Genomic DNA, 18,521 nt, shown 5'->3' on the forward strand with positions numbered 1-18,521 from the left:
AATAAAACCATATTTATTTTATTAGACTATGGAGGATTAATTTATGAGATTATTGCTGACAAATGACGATGGAGTTAATGCAAAAGGTTTAATAACATTGGCAAAAGAACTTGAAAAATATCATGATATTGTTATTGCAGCGCCAAGCAGTCAAAGAAGTGCATGCGGCCATTCAATAACCATAACAGAGCCACTTATTGTTAAAGAAGTGGAACTTGATGGGATAAAATCAAAGATATATAGTGTTAGCGGTACGCCAGCAGACTGCGTAAGAATAGCATTAGATAAACTTATTGATGAAAAAGTAGACATGGTTTTATCTGGAATCAATAATGGCGCTAATGTAGGCACAGATGTACTATATTCTGGAACGGTATCAGCAGCAATTGAAGCCGCTATGTATAAAATACCTTCAATAGCATTATCGTCATACATTAAAGATGGCGATGATAACTATGAAGTTGCTGCAAAGTATGCATTAAAAATACTATCTCAAATCGAAAATTTAGGCATGAAAAATGATGTTGTATTAAATATTAATGTTCCATTGGAATCAGAAGAGAATATAAAAGGAATAAAAGTCTGCAAGATAGGAAATAGATTGTATGATAATTACTTTATAGAAGGAATTTCGGAAGACAATCATAAAACTTACAGCTTAGGCGGCAAAATAAATGATTATGATTATGAAGATACTGATATATACTATTTAAAAAGAGGATATGTTACTTTAACACCTCTTCATTATGATTTAACAAATTTTAAAATTTTAAGTGATGTAAGAAGTATATTCAGTACTGAACATTAATAATCATAGGAAGTGATGAATAGTGAATGAAAAAATAGTTATTGTAGGAGATGGGATAACCGCTATAAGTGCTATAAAAGCAGTAAGAGAAAATGACAGAGAAAGTGAAATAAAGTTATATGGAGAGGAAAAGTTTTATCCATATAATCGTGTAAGGTTAACAAAGGGAGCATTAGATTTACTAGATGAAGGTAAAATACTTCTTCAAAAAAAGAATGGTATGAAGAAAACAAAGTTACGCTATACAAAGATTTAAAGGCTACTTCAATCAATACTGAAAAAAGAGAAGTAGAACTTTCAAATGGTACTAAAGAGGTCTACTCAAAGTTACTATTAGCAAATGGAGCAAAAAGTTTTACTCCTGATATAAATGGAATAAACAAAGAAGGTGTTTTAACTTTAAGGACACTTGAAGATGCAAGAAATATAGTTGATAAAGCCAAGAAAAGCAGTACAGTACTAATAATAGGCGGAGGAATATTAGGATTAGAATTAGCCTGGATACTAAATCAAATGGGAAAAAAGGTCATTATTTCTGAAATTGCTCCAAGGCTTATGTCAAAGCAATTAGATGAAAAAGCATCTTTAATGCTTTATAATTTCATTATTAGTAATGGAATAGATGTGATGCTTAATAACAATATAAGTGAAATATCTGCTAATGATAATGGTGTAGAAGGCATTATAATAGGTGAAGGAAAGTTTATTAATTGTGACTTAGTTATTTATTCAGTAGGTATAAAACCTAACATTGATATTTTAACGGGAACAAATATCAAAGTTAATAAAGGAATAGTAGTGAATGAGAAGATGGAAACCAGTATACCAGATATATATGCAGCTGGAGATGTTGCAGAACTTGATAATAAAATATATGGATTATGGAATATAGCCATTGCTCAAGGAAGCGCTGCAGGATATAACATGTTAGGAAAGGATGTTATTTATAAACCAGCAGCACCAGTAACTACATTAAGTGCATTTAATATTTCTCTATTTTCTATGGGAGATATATATGAAGGTAATGCTAGTAATATAGTAATAAATGAAGACGAGGGATCTTATAGCAAAATTTTAATAAGTAATAATAAAATTATAGGAGCTATAGTAGTTGGAAGTATTAAAAATTCACCTATATTAAAAAAAGCTATAGAGGAAAAAATAGACCTAGGGGATATTAATTTTAGTGATGTATATGTAAATGATTTAATTGAAATAATAAAAAATAAGAAGTAGGTAAATATACATTACAGGAGGTAATAGCATATGGCTCAAATAAAATTTTGTGAAAATAATTTTAACCATGGAACTGATATGTTAGTTGATAGAATAAAAAATGAAATTCAACATGCTACTGTAGAGGTAGAACCATGTTTAGGTTATTGTGGAGATTGTGCAGTAGGCCCTTTTGCGCTATTTGATGATGAACTCATCCAAGCAGATACACCAGATGAGTTATTTGAAAAGATAAAGGAAAAAACATTATAATAAAAATCAAGCTTTGAAATCTTATATAAAATAAATATATAAGGTTTCTTCTTTTTGATATACCTCCTTAATTTATAAATTTAATACGTATATTAATATACGACTAAGAATTTTTTGGATTAGAATTAAATTCTTATATACTATATATAGTGTTTAAGACAGGAGGTGAGGCTATGCTAAACAGTGGATATATTCTAGATAAAAAATATGAAGTTATAAAAACTCTTGGTCAAGGGGGTATGAGCACTGTTTACCTATGTAAAAATATAAGGTTAGGAAATTTGTGGGCAATTAAAGAAGTTAGTAAAGAACTAAAAGGTCAAATGGACTTTTTAGCAGAACCTAATATTTTAAAGAACTTAAGTCACCCTGGGATTCCAAGGGTAGTAGATATATTTTATGAGCAAGATAACTTATATATGGTTGAAGACTATATTGAGGGTGAAACTTTAGAAAGCTATATTGATAGAAATCGACCTATAGATGACCAGAAAATATGTAGAATAGTAATTAGTATAGGCGACATAGTAGCCTATTTACACAGTTTTGATCCACCTATTATATACAGAGACTTGAAACCATCCAATATTATGATTACCTCAAGTGGTAAAATTGTTTTAATAGACTTTGGTATTTCAAGAGTATATAAGCAAGATGGAAATAAAGATACTATCTATATGGGATCTAGGGGTTATGCAGCTCCTGAACAGTATGGCAGTGAACAAACATGCAAGCAAACGGACATATATGGTCTCGGAGCAGTAATGTATTTTATTATTAAAGGAAAAGCTCCATCCACTTTATTTGAAGCATTAAAAGATGAAAGCTATGATGAAAAAGTTGATGATAGACTAAAAGCAGTGATACAGAAGGCAATGCAAATTGACAAAGATACAAGATATATTTCAATAGAAGAACTTCAGAGTGATATTAGTAATTTTTTATCAGGGAATGATGCTAAAACAGTACTAATAAATAATAGAGATATAAGTAATTATACTAAAACATTATTAATTGACGGCGAAAATATAAAAAATAATATTGATGATTCTTTTGGAACTAAAGTTGTAGGAAAGAAAGCAACCATAAGCTCTAGTGAAACAAAAGTAACAGGGATCAAAAACACTTTTAATAATGAATTTAAAAATAAACCAGATATAGATAAATCTCAAGAAACTAAAAATGTAGATAAATTAAAAGGTGATAAAATAAGAGAAAATAAGCTCTTTAAAGGTAAGTCTCTGCAAAGCTTAAGGTTTAAAGGTATGCTCAAAACTAAGGGACTTTTAAAATTCATCCTAAAAAAACGTAAAAATAAGCAGAAGAAAAATGAAAAGACTCCTGATGAAGGTAATAATAAAGCTAGTAAAAAGCTGGTAAAGAGAATAATGTTACCTATTATAGGAATTTTTATTGTAGCAGCAGCAATTTATTTAGTGACTGATCATGGGAAAAAATATGATTATGTAGCTAATGTTGATAAAGATAATAATCAAGAAAATATTTCAAATAGCAACACTCAACCTAGTAAAAGCGATGCTTCACAAAATAAGAATATTAATGTTCAAAAATCAGTACCTAAAGATACTATTGTTGAAGGTATTATAAATAAAAATTCACCTATAACTTTAGGAAATAGTTCTAATGGGAAAGATGATGAAAAGTCTAAAGGAAATGGAAAGGCTAAGGGAAAGTACAAGCAGGACAATAAGGGCAATAATAAAGACAAGGAAGCCAAGGATATAGCATATCAGGTTGACCCTGCAGCTTTATGTGGAAAGAATAGTAATAGGCTTATTATGAAACTACAATATGTAGAGTTTAGGGGAAATGAGACTATAGTATATTGCTACTTGGAGAATAATACAGATAAAAAGATATCAATCAAACATGATGGAAATACTTACTTAGTAAATGATAAAAATCAGTACGTACAGGCAACGACAGCATCATCTACAGACTTATCTAACATTGCCCCGGGAGCGAAGGTAGATAATATAAAAATCAGTTTTACTAACTTTAATTCTGATACAAAAAAAATTACATTAAAAACAAATATTAATTCGGACAGTACTCTAGAGTTTTCCAAGGAAATAAATCTTATTATCAATGTGAAATAAAACCTTTAATAAATTGGTTATGAAGAATTAATTGTTATTTTTAGAAAAACAAGAGCCTGGTTTGAGACTAAGGTATAATGCCTTATCTAAAACTAGGCTCTTACTATAATGAGGGAATACTTTATGGGAATTAATGAACTTTCTATATACTTAAGGCATCTTCAAAGAAATAACCAGTCAGTATGCTAGTCTATTTTGTGTCATACTGCGTCTGCAGAACCCTTAGATAGTGCTGATTATCTGCGGAACCTGCCTCCTTGTCTGACACAGAATATCCGTCGCATCTTTGACTTGTTATTCTCTTTCAGATCCCTAAAAGCTTTTACTTTAATTGATTATATATTATTTTAAGAAATCTGGTTTTGGCATTACAAATAAATGTGGTTCTTGTAAGTGGTCTTGAACTATTCTAAGAGCTTCAACGTTTCGGTAAAATGAAAGTGAGTCGTAAGCCTTGAAAATAAAGGGTTCAAAAAGACCCGTAGAAGGTTTTATTAGCCTTCTACAAGTCTTTATTATTTAGCCATTCTTCAAAAGCTTGTACTGCACTAGCGACGCTGTATACATTACACCTTAGATAGCATATGTTGTCTAAGTGATACAACGCCCAACTATCGGGTAAATCGTCGAATATATTCTTAGATACATCCTCAGCAAGAACTATGGTTACTTTAGTTTTGTGAGTAGTACAATATTTTAAATCTGTATCTGACACCTTTATACCCATTTTAATAAGCATTTCAACAGCTTTTAGCAAGGGTTCATATACAAAAATAGGTTCACAAGTAGTACCACATCCACTGCAACAGTCCTCGTTTTTATCGGCTGGTGTAGTACATATAGGGCACAACATTTCGTAGTCCATAGATTAGTACCTCCAAATTATAATAGGCCTCCCAAATTACATATAGCGAACCATCCATCATTAGTAGCCTCATCGACCCAAGCGTCTAAATCTTTGAGTTTTTGTCTTAATACAGCCCTTGCCTCAGTACGGTCAAGGTATGGTATTTCATATCTAATCATACCATACGTGCGAACAGGGTATAGCAAGTTTCCTTTTGGTATATGGTCCATGTACTCGTAGTTGTGAGGTAAAACATAGCCAACGCCGTCAGGTAGACGACGAAAGACTACAGGTTGGTAATACTTAGCAAGGCCGATACTGATATTTGTAGTGTGTATAGCGTAGTTATTATAGCTGTAAACCTCAGCTGTTGCGTAACTAACACTTAGGCCTGTCTTGTGCAGTTTAATTACTGTACTCTTAGCTGGTGCTTCTACATATTTTAAGTACGAGCCACAGTTGGGACAGGTGTCAGATTTGAAGCGATTAGGCCGTTGTTCACCACAGGCTAAACAAAGCATCATAAGGCAGCACCTCGGTTCTCGTTATATTTTTTACTACTATTATATATGTTAATATATTTATACACGGTGCTACGGCTAAGACCAAGCATTTTAGCAAAGCCTACAATGCTTAACTTACCGTAAGCACCCGATAAGAAAGCTTCATACTTCTTAATGAAGTCAGCTGGTAAATCCTGTTTTATCGGCCGTCCGAGTTTAATCCCGTTTGCACGACAAACAGCTAGTCCTTGATTAATTCTGGAGACTGTCTTCTCACGCTCCTGTTGTGCTATATGTGCTTTTATAGTGACTACGATGTCAATAATCATTCTGGACATACTGTCATCACGCATACTGTTCCAGTCTGACATATAAGGTATATCTAGTGATACTATGCGTATACCACGCTGTTGCAGGTCTTTTATCTCTAAAATAGTGTCTGTTGCATCACGCCCGAGGCGGTCTAGGTCTGAGAGAAGTAAAATATCGTTTTCGGATAGCATAGACTTTAAGTATTGATAGTTAGGCCTGCTTTCCGCACTGGTTTTACCTGTAATGGTATCCTTACACCACATACTTATTTCAAAGCCGTGTTTTCGGGCATAGTCAGCTAATGCCTTCTCTTGTCGGTCGTGTTTTTGCGTTTCCTTATTTGTAGAAATTCTTGTATAGGCTGCTATCATCATAATACCTCCAGTTCATTGAATAGAATTGTTCACGAAATCTATTACTTGTAAACGGACAGGTTTAGGTGTGGTTTTTAATTGTTTTATTAGGGGTAAACTAGCTGTTTAAACTGTCCGTGAAATCAACTGATTATTTGTACACATCCTACAGTGCACTATCTATCAGCTATAGTCAATAGACTTTAACAAACTTTGGTTTAAAAAACCAAAAATAAGTCTAAACAAACTACTTTTGGATTTATTTTATAGAGTTTGCGTAGTTGGTTTACAGTATGCCCTATTAGGACGTTTGCCTTAGCTGATTATAAATGGCACGGGAACTGGATGCTAAGTCTCCTTTTGGAAACTTTTATAGTGCCTGAGGGAGTATATCTGCACCAAACATAATAAAACAATAAAAAATGCGACCAGAAAGTTATTAACCACTCAGATATACGAAAGAACATTCTTGTTATTGTAAAGATTTTATATGCAATAAGTAGATTAAAGTGGTATAATGTTCTTATTTAAGCAGAGGTGAGAAAAATGGCTGAGATTAGCTATAAGAAACTATGGAAGTTACTTATAGACCGAGATATGAAAAAGCAAGACTTACAGAGGCTATCAAAAATAAGCTCGGCATCTATAACTAAACTTGGTAAGAATCAACACGTTAGCACAGAAACCCTACAAAAGATATGTGTAGCTTTAGAGTGCGACATTAGTGATATTATGGAAATGATACAATAGTTGTGCTGTCAATAAGTATTAGAACTGCAATAGAGCAAGTTTATTATTAGGTAAATCCCAAGGAGGTATTAAGTAATGTTTAACTTTGGTAATGCCAACGAGAATCAACGGTTAGCTATTGAAACTTCAGATGGGCCTGTGCTTATAACCGCTGGTCCGGGAACAGGTAAAACCTATACCCTAGTTCAACGTGCTATTTATTTGATTCAGGAACGAGGAGTTATGCCTGAACGTATTATGATGGCTACTTTTACGGAAAAAGCGGCAAAGGAACTCATAACAAGAATTACAAATGAGCTTGATGCTAGAGGAATCCAAGTAAACATAAATGAAATGTATATAGGAACGTTCCATTCACTTTGCTTGCGGATTATAAAAGAAAACCTTGAATATACTCGACTTAAAAAGAATTATCGTACTCTGGACGCTTTTGACCAGAGCTATACTGTATTCCAGAACATTAAACGGTTCAACAGCATTGACGGTATAGACTTGGTACTATCAAATGGAGGCGCTTGGCGCAACGCAGGCGAGATATGTGGCTTAGTCAACAACCTATCTGAGGAGATGATAGAGCCTTCTGATTTAAAAGCAGACCCAGACAAACAAATTTCAGCTCTCGGGAGTATTTTAGAAACATATAAATCGGTATTAGCTGAAAACAATCTTATGGATTTCTCGGCTATTCAGGTTGAAGCTTATTGGTTGCTAATAAACAATCCGTCCGTTTTATCAGAGATACAAAGTAAAATCAGATACATAATGGTTGATGAGTACCAGGATACAAACTTTATTCAAGAACAAATAGTATTTCTTCTTGGTAATAATCATCAGAACATCTGCGTTGTTGGTGACGATGACCAAGGGCTGTATCGCTTTAGAGGTGCAACCATCCGTAATATACTTGAGTTCCCTTCGAAGTTTGACAAAGGTGTCTGCAAAGTTATACCTCTTGATGTGAATTACCGTTCAAATAGCAACATAGTTGACTTCTACAACACTTGGATGTCAACCACTGATGGTGCTCGTTTCCGCTTTCGCTGGAGAGGGTTTCGCTTTGACAAAACAATTAAACCTCACGTCAAGTCTAATTTAAAAAGTCCTGCAGTAGTTAAGTTATCGAGCGTAGAAGATGTTGAAGAGTGGTATGAAAAGATTTTAGGTTTTATAACCGAACTAAAACACTCAGGGAAGCTGACTGATTACAACCAACTCGCATTTCTATTTAACTCAGTAAAGCACGAACGTGTTGTAGGGCTTGCTAACTTCTTAGAGAAGAATGGAATACAGGTTTACTCTCCACGTTCTGATATGTTCTTTCAGCGTGAAGAGATTAAACTCTTAATAGGCTGTCTTATGCTAATGTTTCCTACCTATGTACTGGGGTTGGAACAAGGGAAGTATGATTTTATCCGCCCAGAACACTATAATTACTTCCGAAGCTGTATTGTAAGGGCGAATGAATACCTAGTTAAGCCTGAGTCTGCGGATTTTCGTAATTGGATACGGCACCGAGGGAAGATACACACTAACCTTAAAGGAACAACTGATTACGCTTACTCAGGGTTGATTTATCAGATGTTTGAGTTTGCACCGTTTTCAGGGATTATTGATACTGATATGACGGCCGGTGTTGTTGATGTGCGGCCAGCACGCAATATCGCATTATTTACTCAGGTTGTAGGCAAGTTTGAGTACCTGCACCGCATAGACGTTTTAAGTGAGAAGCACATAAACAATAACACAGAGTGGTTTTTTAACCTTTATTTGAAGCTATTATTCGATGGTGGTATATCAGAGTATGAGGATGATGCTGAGTACGCTCCAAGCGGTTGTGTTTCGTTTATGACAATACACCAGTCAAAGGGGATGGAGTTTCCTATTGTATTCGTTGACTCTCTAAGCAATATACCTAGGAAATCTTACAAAGATTTATTAAGAACTGTTGAGGAAAAGTATTTTAAGCGGCCTGCATTTGAACCTCACGACGATACAAAGTTCTTTGACTTTTGGAGACTGTACTATACAGCATTTTCACGTGCGCAAGATTTGTTAATTCTTACCTGTAATGAGGATAAGCGTACTCCGAGTATGTACTTTAGCGAGATATATGGCGACTTACCTAGCATAGATAGCGAAGAGTTTGATTTATCCGAGTTTAATTTTAAAGTAGTTAAAGATGTTAATCTCAAGGACGCATTTTCATTTACATCACATATTTCTGTATATGAAACGTGTTCAATACAATACAAGCTATTCAAAGAGTTAGGGTTCGCACCTGTGCGTGTAAGTGCTATGTTATTCGGTATGCTTGTACACCAGACGATTGAGGATGTACATCGTGCGGCTCTTCGTAGTGAAGAACATCTAATAACACCTGATAATATAACTGTATGGTTCGATTCAAACTATACTTCGCTAACTAAGAGTGAACGCACATATCTTGCTGAGCCTCAGAGAAATGCGGCACTCAAGCAAGTCTTACGTTATGCTGAACGACAAGCTACACATTGGAATACGATAAAAGAGGCCGAGGTCAATGTTAGTCTTGTAAAGCCAGACTACATAATTGAAGGCACTATCGACCTTATTAAAGGTGAAGGGGATACTGTTGAACTTGTAGACTTTAAGTCTGAAAAGAAGCCAGATATGATTAAAGATGTAGAGAGGTTGGAACACTATCGAGGCCAATTACAGGTATACGCACACCTTGTAGAGAAGCGCACGGGGCAAAAGGTAAGTAAAATGCATCTTTACTATACAGGTGAAGAAACAGGGGTTCCGACTATTACATATCCTTATCAGAAATCATCTGTCGATGCAACTATTGCAGCGTTTGATGATACAGTTCATAAGATTTTACGTAAAGAATATAAACAGAAAGCGGCTTCCTTAAAGACCTGTAATGAATGTGACTTTAGGTTTTATTGTGGAAAATAAAATAAGTTTGGAGGAAAGACAACAATGAATGAACAAATCACTTTTGAATTTAACGAGCGTCCGACAATTAAAGGATTCCCTGAGTTACGTTGGACAGGAAAGCGCCCTTATCGTTCGACACAGTATTTCCCTGCTCAACTTAGGGAACGCTATGGCGAGGAGCAAGACGGTTGGATAAATAAGATATTTTGGGGCGATAACCTACAAGTAATGAGCCATCTATTAAGGGAGTTCAGGGGTAAAGTTGACCTCATCTATATTGACCCACCTTTTGATTCTAAAGCTAACTACAAGAAGAAGATTGCACTGAGAGGACAGACGGTAACAAATGATAGCACCTCTTTTGAAGAGAAACAGTATGGAGATATTTGGACAAACGACGAGTACCTGCAGTTTATGTATGAAAGACTTATTCTTATGAGGGAATTGTTATCAGATACCGGTTGTATATATTTACATTGTGATTATCACAAAGCACATTACCTAAGAGCTATAATGGATGAAGTATTTGGTGCCGATAACCATTTAAACTCGCTTGTTTGGATGTATAATACAAGAAGTGCAATTAAAAGCAGTTGGAAAAGAACCCACGATGATATTCTGTTTTATAAAAAACTAGGTATGCCTGTGTTCAACTGGAATGACGAAATGGTTATTGAACCGCTTTCTGAGAACACTATAAAGAAATATAAATATGAAGATGAAATAGGACGCTATCGTTTGAGCGGCAGAAATATCAAAGGAAGTCCAATAAAAAGTGCAAAAGATGTCAGCCCTGAATACGAGATTACAAACCCTGAATGGGTAGTTAGAGATTACCTTCGTGAAGGCAAGTCTGCAAGTGACTATTTCTTTATAGATATTGAAAATCAAGCATCATCTGTTCGTACAAACTATCCTACCCAAAAACCTGAGGAGTTGCTATATAAATTGATTAGTGCATCAACTAATAAAGGTGACATTGTTTTCGACTGTTTTATGGGCAGCGGCACGGCCCAAGCCGTGGCAATGAAATTAGGGCGCCGCTTTATTGGTGCGGACATAAACCTCGGAGCTATTCAAACGACTACAAAGCGTTTGCTTTCGGTTGCCTCAGAAGCTGAGTCAAGTGATGAAACAAGATACACAAGTTTTGAAGTTTACAATGTAAATAACTATGATTTCTTCCGAAACCCACTAGAAGCACGCGAACTCCTAATTGAAGCACTCGAGGTTCAGCCATTCTCACAGAGTGATATATGGGACGGTGAACTTGACGGCAGAATGGTAAAGATTATGCCAGTTAACCGTATAGCTACAAAGGCTGATTTAGAAGAACTAAAAGCTAATTTACCTTATAAGGTTTACGAAAAGAGGAAAGAGGAGAACCCGAGTCAACCCGTAGAGAGGATTACGATTATCTGTATGGGACACGAAGCTGATTTAAAAGCCTCACTTGAACAAGAACTCCCTGAGTATAAACTTGATATTCAAATCGTTGACATACTTCGTGACAAGGCCGAGTTACAGTTGAAGCGTGAAGCCGAAGCGGACATTGCTATCGAAGGTAACAAACTTGTAGTTCGAGCTTTTTATCCGTTAAACTTGATGCAGAAGCTTTCTTTACAGAAGGAATATGTAGAGGACTGGAAGCAACTTGTTGAGTCGATAATGATTGATTGGAATTACGACGGGGCCGTTATGCAGCCGACTGTAACGGACGTTCCGGGTAAAAAAGAAGTAGTGACAGGAGTTTATGACATTCCTGACGGAGTTGGAACAATTAAAGTCAAGATAACTGACCTGCTATCTGAGTCTCTGGAAGTGGAGGTGCGATAATGGCAACTGAAACTACTGAAAACTTTGCCTTCTATGAACAATTATTATTATTTTATCAGAACAACCGTAAGAAGATTCGTTCTCGATATAATGATTTAACAAAAAAGTTTCTAGCTTATAACGATAGAGAAGAGAATCCTGATGCGTTCCTGCGTCTGCCACAGTTTGAAGCTCTTGAAATGTATGTGTTTATTAAAGAGTTTATGGGCAATGCACAGGTTTACGAAATGTTTGATGACTGGCGCAATCACAGAGATAGGTTTTCAGATGCGTCGTACTATTCAATAAATAAAAATGGTCAAGTTTCTTTATTTGATTATAGAGCGAGTGCTGAAGGTAAAAGTATATACCTACCTAAAGCAGTTGAAAAGCAGACTGATATACTATTTAAGCAAATGAAGAAATATAAAGAAGATTATCCCAACTATATTTATGCTCTAACTATGGGACTTGGTAAAACCATCCTAATGGCTACCTGTATATTTTATGAGTTCTTGCTTGCTAACAAATACCCCAAAGACAAGCGGTTCTGCCACAATGCTCTTGTCTTTGCACCAGATAAAACAGTTCTGCAGTCTTTAAGAGAGATAATTACTTTTGATAAAACAAAGGTAGTTCCTCCAGAGTATGCAAAGGTGCTTGACGCTAACATAAAGTTTCACTTCTTAGAAGAGAGTGGTACAACATTACATACTTTAGACGACTCAGACTTTAACATAGTTATCTCAAATACACAGAAGATTATTGTAAAGAAGAAACGCAAGGAGGAGAAACCAGCTAATGTTCTATTCCAAAGTGGTTCGCTTCTATCGTCTGTCTATGGTGATGAGGACGATGATGATGTAAATGATGATTCCTCTTTAATGGATAATCAGCGATTCAAAAAACTTTGTCGTCTTAAACAACTTGGAGTATATGTGGACGAAGCTCATCACCTTTTTGGTGCCGACCTTGAAAAACAGATACGTGCTACTAGCGAGAAGAAAACAAGTCTAAGAGATACAATAAATATGCTTGCAAACAGCACTTCTATTGTTGCTTGTTATAACTATACTGGAACACCATATGTAAATAAGCAACTTCTTCCAGAGGTTGTATATGCTTATGGGCTAAAAGAGTCCATTGTGAATGGATTTCTTAAAGATGCTGATTTAAAAGCGTTTGAGAACGTAAAGAGCGAGGAGTTCCTACGAGCAGCTATCACTATGTTTTGGAAGACCTACGGTGAGAAATCCTATGAGGGTTTATTGGCAAAGCTCGCAATATTTGCTACTACCATTGATGAGGCTAATAACGAAGTTAGACCTGTAGTTGAAAAAATCCTTGCCGACTTGGGTATCTCTTCATCAAAGATATTAGTTAATGTAGGTGATGCGAAGGTAACTAAAGATGATGACATTAGAGATTTTAACAATCTTGATATAGTCGGTACTGAAGGTAGTAAGAAACAAATCATTATCCTCGTAGGTAAAGGCCGAGAAGGTTGGAATTGTCGTTCTTTATTTGGTGTTGCTATGTTTCGTAGTCCACAGTCTAAAATCTTTGTTCTACAAGCAACAATGCGTTGCTTAAGGAAAATTACAACTGAACAACTTACCGCTACCGTGTTCTTATCCAAAGACAACTACGATATTCTTGACGCAGAACTTAACAAGAACTTCAATATGGAGATAAAAGACTTATCTAAGGCTCCTTCTGAGAAGTCTGAACGCTATAAGGTAAGAGTTGTACCTCCAGAACGTGTTATTAAGCTAAAACGTATATGGCGTGAGTATGGACTTCTAGAGAAGAATTATACTTCCCCTATTAACTTCGAGTTAAATAATGTTGATTTCCCTAAGTACGCCTCCACAATGTATGAAAAGGATAGCATTTCACACGAAATGAGTGTCAAGGAAACCAATATCGACCAGTTAAAAGAGCAGATAAAGTATAGTTCCTTTACTCTTGTGGGCGAGATTGCACGCTACCTTAACATATCTTGCTTACTCGCAGCTAGAATATTAAGAGACTCAATAGACGGCGAGGAATACATCCTAGAATGTCTAAACAAGTATAATGAACTTCTGGACGACATTATCGTACCCAAGATATTCCACGCTCTATTTGAAGTTACAAGTGAAATTAGAACTGAGGACAGAGACATTGTCTTACTCAGAGAACCTAAAACGGCTGGTTACTATGAGTTTTCAGCAAAACCAGAACTGGTAACAACTAAACAAGACACTCAGTTCCGACCTGCTGAAGTTGAAAAGAGCTTTCACGCAGATACGTATTGCTTCGATTCAAAACCAGAGAAAGAATGTTTCTTGCAATATATAACCAATAGCAAGGTTAAAAAAATATACTTTACTGGTATGTTTACAAGTAACCAAGGTGACCTTTCTATACAGTATTATGACCCGGAATCTCGAAGAATAAGGCATTACTACCCTGATTTCTTTGCAGAGATGTCAGATGGTTCATACCAACTCATTGAGGTAAAAGGCGATGACAAGATTGATGATGAGGTAGTAAAGGCAAAAGCAGAGGCTGCTACTCTGATAGCAACTCATAGCGGAGTCACATATAAGATGTACGCTGGAAGTGCAATAATGAAGACTAGGATTTTAGAAGTACCTACTGAAGATAGTTACCAAAGAACTCTTGTAGATATATGATTTAACTTGAGTATATTTACTGTTGGACTAAGGTCACAATTAGGCCTTTGTAGTTTCCTTTTAGAGTTCAGTTTTGTGTGGGTTAGGTATGTTAGTACAAGTAAGGGCAAAAGAGTTTGAGAATGTGGCTGGAATGGCTGTGTTGCAAGTACTTTATTTGGTAGCATAAGGCCGATGTGTCTTTGGTAGGTCATTCTTCAATAAGCTTCAAACCCAGTATTTACAGGCTTAGTAAGTAAAATCACTTCCTGCAATAAGCGAATGATGGATAGACTACACTAAGTAAGTATGACTGAAACCCGCTCAGAAACAGCTCTATTATGATACACCATAATACAGTCGGGAGCATAACATTTTGACCATATACAGCCACCTGCTACACAGCAGGTGGTTTTTATTTTGGGGCCTTTGCTCCTATCTCCTATCCCACTAACTCCGACAGGCTTGTGGTTCGTGGCGTGTAATCCAGCAGTAACCTTTGAAATTGATAAAATTTTTACTCAAGTCTTCTAAAATACAACAAGCCTATCTAATTATAGTATATAAAATGACAATAGGTGTAACTACGCACTTATAGTGGTAAGTACAGACAGCTCAGGAATTGGCGTGTTTTATCGGACTAATTTTAGGAGGTTATATCTTATGAGTATACAGTTCACTAAAAATAGTAATAAAAGTGTAAACAATGTACTTAAAGACAAGATAGTATCTACTGCAAAGGATTATTGTGAGAATGGTCTTCTGAATATCGGATACACTCTACACTCCAGTGACAGACGATATAGCTATTATACACCTGACAACGAACTTCCTGCACTTGTGATATGCTCCGTGAATAACGATATTGTAGATACATACGACATATATCAAGATGCTGAACATACTAAATAGGCTGGTCTTTATTCGCACCATATTTTAAAGGCTCTAAAACGACCCACAGCGTATTTCAAGTTTAAGGACATATAAATACTCAAGGATTATCACTGAAATTCAATGAAGGCTATTCTGGGGGGTTTAGAATATGATGCAGGACAAGTTGAACACCAAAGAAGAAATCCAATCAGGTAAGAATGTAGGTTTTCGGCTATTAGGCGGGTTACAGGATACCTTACAGACGATGTTAAGATGATGAACAACGCCAAGCAGTCAGAAGTTGCTGAGCGTGTTAAGCACTCATCAGTAACCAAGTAAGGTTTTATTTATTGACTCCTCCATTTTTTATATACATCCTTTTTCAAAGAACGCTCTCTTACACATTGAGGGCGTTCTTTATTTGCCCTAAAAATTAGCATTAGGCCGACCTATTATATAAAATATCACAATAATCACATTTAGCACATTTATAACAGTTGTGTGCTAAATGTGATTATTGTGATATTTGTTAAAAAGGAGTGATTACTTATGAATTTACAAGAGTATAATCTTCGTGTAGGCGATGTAGCCTATCAGCTAAAAGTGACACCAATGACTGTCATTCGATGGGCCGATAAAGGTGACTTGTACTGCGTAAAGGTAGGTGCATCTAGGCGATTTAGACAAGAAGATATTGACGACTTCTTGAAGTCTAAGCAGAACCCGCAGAAGCCTAAAGAACCTGAACCTGTTTACAATGGTCCGCCAGCTGAGGAGTGCGGGTTTGGTGATGATATAGACGCATGGAAAACTGAGATGCGAGAGCTTCGTGCAAAAGCAACGGCTGAAATCGAGGCCGATAGAGCTATGAAAGCAAGTTTAGTAAAAGTTCCTGAACCTGTATCAAATATAACCAATAAGTATTATAGAGGTCCATTTCCAAGCGAGCTTGCCGAACTACTTGATGTCTACGATGATGATTATGATGGAGAAAAAGAAGAATAACAAAAACAACGCAGTAGCAAGGTTTTGACTACTGCGTTGTTTCTATTTTAACTGTCTCCGGGGCCGACATATAACATTTCTCCACTAACACCCGTAGTAGGTGGGATTACAAGCTCATTTACAGTATAGAACCCTAACTCAACTACTAATCAGGCCTTGGCACAATACTTAATAATTACACAACTGGGTGCAGGTAACTATAAGTATGCAAGTAAAGGGGTCAGCTGAGCTGTTCCCTCCGTTCCAACAGGTGTTTCAGCTTCACTTTTGTAACATAATTGAAGGCCTTTGAAGAACTATGTTTATGTTAGGTTTTCCTTATAACAGTAAGGTTTTATTGGCAATCATATAGTTATTATGTGGGACCTTTGTAAGTATTAATCATACATTAACAGCATAGCAGTTCTGATTCCTTCTGCATTTCTTGCTTTCAGATATTTTTCTAGTTCGATTATAGCTTGATTGCTTAATTGCTGTGTAAGCTTAGAACCTATTTCATTACGCTTAATTTCAACTGTATAAACGAGTGAAGAAGGTGCAATTGTATTAACTTCCCAGCACCATCCTTCGGGTAGCTCTGCCAAAAGTGAATCAGAATAAGCTAGCTTAAAGTTTACTTCGATGCGGGTTCTGTAAAAGTCTGAATTATTACTATTAAAGTCCATATCGGGTATTATATTTGTACTTAATACCTTAAAACCTAAATATTGCAATCTGTCTACTATACGCCTTGTAGTTCTCCTAATGTATATAAACACAGGTGTATCACATTTATGTTTATATGTATAATACCTATTGCAATTAGTACAATAGCGACGATATTTGTCCATAGTTTTATATCTCCTTTTTATTTGGTGTATCCAAAGAGCTGTCTAACACGCTTAATAGTAGTGTTGACAGCTTTTTCATTAATGTCTGAACCGTAATACTTACGCCCTAGCTTGACTGCACATACAGCGGAACAACCTCCCCCTGTGGTGAAATCGGCTACATAGTCACCCGGATTGCTATAGCGTGTAATCAACTCCGAAATCAGTTCCTCAGGAGCTCCCCAAATATGGTGGGTTTTACTGGCATCATTTCCGAGTGTAGGCCGGTTTATCCAGTCCGAGTATATTTCTCCATTGTACTTTCCTTTGGTGTACCATAGCACCAACCTTACTTTACTCTGCACCTTTAACCAGCTTGTAGAGGCAGGAGCACCTTGTGGGAGTGGACATACAAGCAACCAGTGGTACTTGATGGTTTTATTGGAGCTAAGGGACGTTATAACCTCGTCTAAATGTGAACTCCCCGTTAATACTAGCAAACTCGCTCCATCTTTGAGTTTAGCTGAGGCGGCATTTGCAATCCCTGCACAGACCTCAGCGGAGGTGCTATCCCAAGGCGGGTCACATATGCACAAATCAACGCCACAATCAGGCACAAAGGACAGTTCTTCGATGTTGCATACATTTGCCTTCCTAATAACTATATCAGCCTCTGTAAGCGTTACAGGGGCTGTTTTACGCCTTATAATAGCCTCTTTAGCGAGTTTAGCCTGTGCAACGCAAGGTGATTTTATTTGCGGGTTAGCCATCATGTAATCCAAAACGTCTATTCTTTTTATAGCTCTAAGATTACGAGGGTTTAAAGTTTCAATTAGGCCTTTGTTCTCATCTAACTGCAAATATGGGTGATTTTTCCAACTATCACCCTTATCTGTGGTGTACAGGTGGCTAAATCGTCCAGATTGAATCATTTCATCACGTACACTTTTGACTGTGGTGTGATGTATACCTAAGGCACGCCCAACGCTACGATTACTGGCTTGCCAGTTTATTTTAAGATGTAGTTTTATTTGTTGGCGCTTCTCGTTTTGTGTTAAGTGTTTTTTCATAAGTAGCTGTACTCCTTGCCTTTACTGGTTTTAATTATAACACAGTAGGCCGAAGGCTTATAGAACGTTTTAGTAAAAGTATAGTATAAGTGGTTAAAAATATATTTTTTAGCTACTCCATGCAAATTCAGACCCTGTTCAAAGTAGGGTATAAATCGCAACAGAAGCGATTAGTAAAATATTTGG

17 protein-coding genes are annotated in these 18,521 nt (G+C 36.1%); 12 read left to right on the forward strand and 5 right to left on the reverse strand.

Annotated elements, in window-relative coordinates; all coding sequences use genetic code 11:
• Positions 1–43 precede the first annotated feature (43 nt).
• The 5 genes from surE (at position 44) to RCG18_RS10155 (ending at position 4,416) form a co-directional block, all read left to right on the forward strand.
• Entirely contained in the window at positions 44–808 is a 765-nt protein-coding gene (gene surE / locus RCG18_RS10135; RefSeq protein WP_308041180.1) for a 5'/3'-nucleotidase SurE, read from the forward strand.
• Positions 809–830: 22 nt separating this feature from the next.
• A complete protein-coding gene (locus RCG18_RS10140; RefSeq protein ID WP_308041181.1) occupies positions 831–1,064 on the forward strand; it encodes a hypothetical protein in 234 nt (77 codons plus the stop codon).
• 11 nt (positions 1,065–1,075) lie between these two features.
• Complete coding sequence (locus RCG18_RS10145; protein WP_308041998.1) at positions 1,076–2,044, forward strand: FAD-dependent oxidoreductase; 969 nt, start codon at positions 1,076–1,078, stop codon at positions 2,042–2,044.
• A 30-nt stretch (positions 2,045–2,074) separates the two neighbouring features.
• Positions 2,075–2,296, forward strand: a complete 222-nt coding sequence (locus RCG18_RS10150) for a DUF1450 domain-containing protein (RefSeq protein ID WP_308041183.1) — start codon at positions 2,075–2,077, stop codon at positions 2,294–2,296.
• Positions 2,297–2,469: 173 nt separating this feature from the next.
• Complete coding sequence (locus tag RCG18_RS10155) at positions 2,470–4,416, forward strand: serine/threonine-protein kinase (protein WP_308041185.1); 1,947 nt, start codon at positions 2,470–2,472, stop codon at positions 4,414–4,416.
• Between the two features lie 502 nt (positions 4,417–4,918).
• On the opposite strand, the gene RCG18_RS10160 is transcribed toward RCG18_RS10155, so the two are convergent.
• The 3 genes from RCG18_RS10160 to RCG18_RS10170 all read right to left on the reverse strand — a co-directional run bounded on the left by RCG18_RS10160 (position 4,919) and on the right by RCG18_RS10170 (position 6,452).
• A complete protein-coding gene (locus RCG18_RS10160) occupies positions 4,919–5,281 on the reverse strand; it encodes a hypothetical protein (protein ID WP_308041186.1) in 363 nt (120 codons plus the stop codon).
• 17 nt (positions 5,282–5,298) lie between these two features.
• Positions 5,299–5,493: a hypothetical protein gene (locus RCG18_RS10165; protein ID WP_308041187.1), complete on the reverse strand. Its 195-nt coding sequence runs from the start codon at positions 5,491–5,493 to the stop codon at positions 5,299–5,301.
• A gap of 290 nt (positions 5,494–5,783) precedes the next feature.
• Positions 5,784–6,452 (reverse strand): recombinase family protein, encoded by a 669-nt coding sequence (locus RCG18_RS10170; RefSeq protein ID WP_308041188.1) that lies wholly within the window; start codon positions 6,450–6,452, stop codon positions 5,784–5,786.
• Positions 6,453–6,977: 525 nt separating this feature from the next.
• On the opposite strand from RCG18_RS10170, the gene RCG18_RS10175 reads away from it, so the two are divergent.
• The 7 genes from RCG18_RS10175 to RCG18_RS10200 all read left to right on the forward strand — a co-directional run bounded on the left by RCG18_RS10175 (position 6,978) and on the right by RCG18_RS10200 (position 16,456).
• Positions 6,978–7,181: a helix-turn-helix transcriptional regulator gene (locus tag RCG18_RS10175; RefSeq protein ID WP_308041189.1), complete on the forward strand. Its 204-nt coding sequence runs from the start codon at positions 6,978–6,980 to the stop codon at positions 7,179–7,181.
• A gap of 75 nt (positions 7,182–7,256) precedes the next feature.
• Positions 7,257–10,121 (forward strand): ATP-dependent DNA helicase, encoded by a 2,865-nt coding sequence (locus RCG18_RS10180; protein ID WP_308041190.1) that lies wholly within the window; start codon positions 7,257–7,259, stop codon positions 10,119–10,121.
• 24 nt (positions 10,122–10,145) lie between these two features.
• Entirely contained in the window at positions 10,146–11,939 is a 1,794-nt protein-coding gene (locus RCG18_RS10185) for a site-specific DNA-methyltransferase (RefSeq protein WP_308041191.1), read from the forward strand.
• Positions 11,939–14,599: a TnsA endonuclease N-terminal domain-containing protein gene (locus RCG18_RS10190; protein WP_308041192.1), complete on the forward strand. Its 2,661-nt coding sequence runs from the start codon at positions 11,939–11,941 to the stop codon at positions 14,597–14,599. Before RCG18_RS10185 ends, RCG18_RS10190 begins: the two co-directional genes overlap by 1 nt.
• 642 nt (positions 14,600–15,241) lie before the next feature.
• The gene (locus tag RCG18_RS10195; RefSeq protein ID WP_308041193.1) at positions 15,242–15,490 is read left to right on the forward strand and encodes a hypothetical protein; all 249 of its coding nucleotides are present in this window, start codon (positions 15,242–15,244) and stop codon (positions 15,488–15,490) included.
• Between the two features lie 195 nt (positions 15,491–15,685).
• Positions 15,686–15,790, forward strand: a complete 105-nt coding sequence (locus tag RCG18_RS29000; protein WP_374119129.1) for a hypothetical protein — start codon at positions 15,686–15,688, stop codon at positions 15,788–15,790.
• A gap of 210 nt (positions 15,791–16,000) precedes the next feature.
• Positions 16,001–16,456, forward strand: a complete 456-nt coding sequence (locus RCG18_RS10200; RefSeq protein ID WP_308041194.1) for a helix-turn-helix domain-containing protein — start codon at positions 16,001–16,003, stop codon at positions 16,454–16,456.
• Between the two features lie 377 nt (positions 16,457–16,833).
• On the opposite strand, the gene RCG18_RS10205 is transcribed toward RCG18_RS10200, so the two are convergent.
• Entirely contained in the window at positions 16,834–17,286 is a 453-nt protein-coding gene (locus RCG18_RS10205) for a hypothetical protein (protein ID WP_308041195.1), read from the reverse strand.
• A 17-nt stretch (positions 17,287–17,303) separates the two neighbouring features.
• A complete protein-coding gene (locus RCG18_RS10210; RefSeq protein WP_308041196.1) occupies positions 17,304–18,335 on the reverse strand; it encodes a DNA methyltransferase in 1,032 nt (343 codons plus the stop codon).
• Positions 18,336–18,521 lie beyond the last annotated feature (186 nt).

It is taken from the genome of Clostridium sp. OS1-26, assembly GCF_030915445.1.
Taxonomy (GTDB): Bacteria; Bacillota; Clostridia; order Clostridiales; family Clostridiaceae; genus Clostridium_AM.

Coding starts and splice junctions, on each gene's coding strand:
- surE (WP_308041180.1), top strand. CDS start 44: ATGAGATTATTGCTGACAAATGACGATGGAGTTAATGCAAAAGGTTTA.
- RCG18_RS10150 (WP_308041183.1), top strand. CDS start 2,075: ATGGCTCAAATAAAATTTTGTGAAAATAATTTTAACCATGGAACTGAT.
- RCG18_RS10155 (WP_308041185.1), top strand. CDS start 2,470: ATGCTAAACAGTGGATATATTCTAGATAAAAAATATGAAGTTATAAAA.
- RCG18_RS10160 (WP_308041186.1), bottom strand. CDS start 5,281: ATGGACTACGAAATGTTGTGCCCTATATGTACTACACCAGCCGATAAA.
- RCG18_RS10165 (WP_308041187.1), bottom strand. CDS start 5,493: ATGGACCATATACCAAAAGGAAACTTGCTATACCCTGTTCGCACGTAT.
- RCG18_RS10170 (WP_308041188.1), bottom strand. CDS start 6,452: ATGATGATAGCAGCCTATACAAGAATTTCTACAAATAAGGAAACGCAA.
- RCG18_RS10175 (WP_308041189.1), top strand. CDS start 6,978: ATGGCTGAGATTAGCTATAAGAAACTATGGAAGTTACTTATAGACCGA.
- RCG18_RS10180 (WP_308041190.1), top strand. CDS start 7,257: ATGTTTAACTTTGGTAATGCCAACGAGAATCAACGGTTAGCTATTGAA.
- RCG18_RS10185 (WP_308041191.1), top strand. CDS start 10,146: ATGAATGAACAAATCACTTTTGAATTTAACGAGCGTCCGACAATTAAA.
- RCG18_RS10190 (WP_308041192.1), top strand. CDS start 11,939: ATGGCAACTGAAACTACTGAAAACTTTGCCTTCTATGAACAATTATTA.
- RCG18_RS10195 (WP_308041193.1), top strand. CDS start 15,242: ATGAGTATACAGTTCACTAAAAATAGTAATAAAAGTGTAAACAATGTA.
- RCG18_RS10200 (WP_308041194.1), top strand. CDS start 16,001: ATGAATTTACAAGAGTATAATCTTCGTGTAGGCGATGTAGCCTATCAG.
- RCG18_RS10205 (WP_308041195.1), bottom strand. CDS start 17,286: ATGGACAAATATCGTCGCTATTGTACTAATTGCAATAGGTATTATACA.
- RCG18_RS10210 (WP_308041196.1), bottom strand. CDS start 18,335: ATGAAAAAACACTTAACACAAAACGAGAAGCGCCAACAAATAAAACTA.